Below are 1,662 nucleotides of genomic sequence, written 5' to 3'. Positions count from 1 at the left end.
GATGGTGACGCACGAGTTGATGGCCACCCGCTCGGTGGCGCCGGCGATGAAGGCCTGCGCGGTCGTCGAGTGCAGATAGTGCGGCCCGGACAACTCGACATGGTCGATGGGGATGACGAGATGCTCGGGCACCGCGATTCGAAGGCCGGTATGTGTCGTTCGCCGACATCGCCTTTGAGCCCAAACCCGTTCAGAAGCCCCATCTTCCGATCTGGATCGGCGGTGACGCGGATGCGGCGCTGCGCCGGGCGGCCACCTTCGGGTCCGGGTGGTGGCCCTTTCTCACACCGCCCGAACAGATCGCTCAGAAACTCGACTTCATCAAGTCCCAACCCGCTTACGACGGCCGCGAATTCGAGGTGATGCACGGGCTCGGCACCAACCGGGTCGGCGAAGGCCACGTCACTCGCCGCGCGACCGACCGGCCGGGCATGAGCGCCGCGCAGATCGTTGACCGGTTGAATTGGCTAGCCGAGCAGGGTGTGACCGTGACCGCGGTTCCCGTCCCCGCCGTGGGCGGCGTGGACGAATATCTCGATTATGCGCAGTGGGTGATCGAAGAGATCAAACCCCAAGTGTCCTAGCGGATCTGCAACCCGCGCCTGCGCACCCAATAAACCGCGGCGACGCTGCCGGCGATCCACACGCTCACGGCGATTGCGAAGTGGACGAAACTTTTCGTTTCACGCCCCAACACCGGCCAGATCAGGGCGGGCGCCTGCTTCCACAACACGCGGTGCTCCACGCCGTTCATCGGATCGGCCACGTAGTACAGCGCATAGGGCAATGTCAGGGCCAGCACCCAGCTGCGGGTGCGGCGCGGGTCGCCGCGCCGGCGCCAGCGCCGGATCAGCGGCTCGGCGCTGACCGGGTGCAGCACCGAGATGAGGTTGCCGACGCCCAGCCAGGACACGATGGGCACCGCGACGGTGGGAATCGTAATGCCCAGCCGCCCCGGCGTTTCCAGCCACAGCGTCAACGCGACCGCGGCGGCCAGCGTGGGCAGCCCGACGATCGCAAGCAGGGCGAGGTTCTTGATCAACAGGATGCGCCAGAAAGGCACCCCGTCCGCTAAACCTTGAAGGATGCGGTAATGGTCGGCGCCCAGACAATTGGTGGTGGTGACATCGGCCAGGACCCACGAGGAGAAGTAGGTGCCCACCAGGATCACCCAATCGTGGTGACGGCCAAGAGTCAGCGGCTGAACCAGCAGCCAGGCGGTGGCGAAGATGACGTTGGCCACCACACCCATCAGCCAGGTGCGCGGCGGGGTGAATGACCACCGGATTTCGGCGATGACCGCCGGAAACAGGCCCCTATCGAAGTCCTTGGCTGCGCGCCGGGCCGCGGCGGGCCGCGGCGCCGACGCCCGCACCGCGGCGCGCAGCGCGGCGCTCAACCGTGGACGCGCCGGGGCCTCCGACTCCCCCGGTCGCTGCGGATTACCGATCCGGCGCGAGACGATCAACTGATGTGCCCCCTCGCTCTCGGGTCGGTCGACGGCTCGCCGGTGAAGCTATGCAGGGCAGGATAACGGGATGAACCGTAAGCGTGTCATCGTCGCCGGGCTCGGGGACGCGGGCGTCCTCGCGGCGATCCGGCTGTCCCGGCATGCCGATGTCGTCGGCATCTCGGCCAAACCCGCGCTGGTGAGCGGCCAGG

Annotated in this window: 1 protein-coding gene and 2 pseudogenes; 2 read left to right on the top strand and 1 reads right to left on the bottom strand. The window is 67.3% G+C overall.

Annotation, left to right across the window (positions count from 1 at the left end; genetic code table 11):
• Window positions 1-131: 131 nt before the first annotated feature.
• Window positions 132-584, top strand: a pseudogene (locus A5652_RS02685) (LLM class flavin-dependent oxidoreductase); the annotation flags it as partial.
• Here the strand turns inward: A5652_RS02685 and A5652_RS02680 are convergent.
• Window positions 581-1,468 carry a hypothetical protein gene (locus A5652_RS02680; protein ID WP_369805732.1) on the bottom strand — a complete coding sequence of 296 codons (888 nt, stop codon included), beginning with the start codon at window positions 1,466-1,468 and terminating at the stop codon, window positions 581-583. The pseudogene A5652_RS02685 and the gene A5652_RS02680 sit on opposite strands and share 4 nt — an antisense overlap.
• 70 nt (window positions 1,469-1,538) lie before the next feature.
• Between A5652_RS02680 and A5652_RS27355 the strand changes: the two are divergent.
• Window positions 1,539-1,662, top strand: a pseudogene (locus tag A5652_RS27355) (pyridine nucleotide-disulfide oxidoreductase); the annotation flags it as partial.

The organism is Mycobacterium sp. 1165178.9, from assembly GCF_001673555.1.
Classification (GTDB): Bacteria; Actinomycetota; Actinomycetes; order Mycobacteriales; family Mycobacteriaceae; genus Mycobacterium.
Note: the sequence above shows the minus strand (reverse complement) of the source record. Positions and strands in the feature narration are given on the sequence as shown.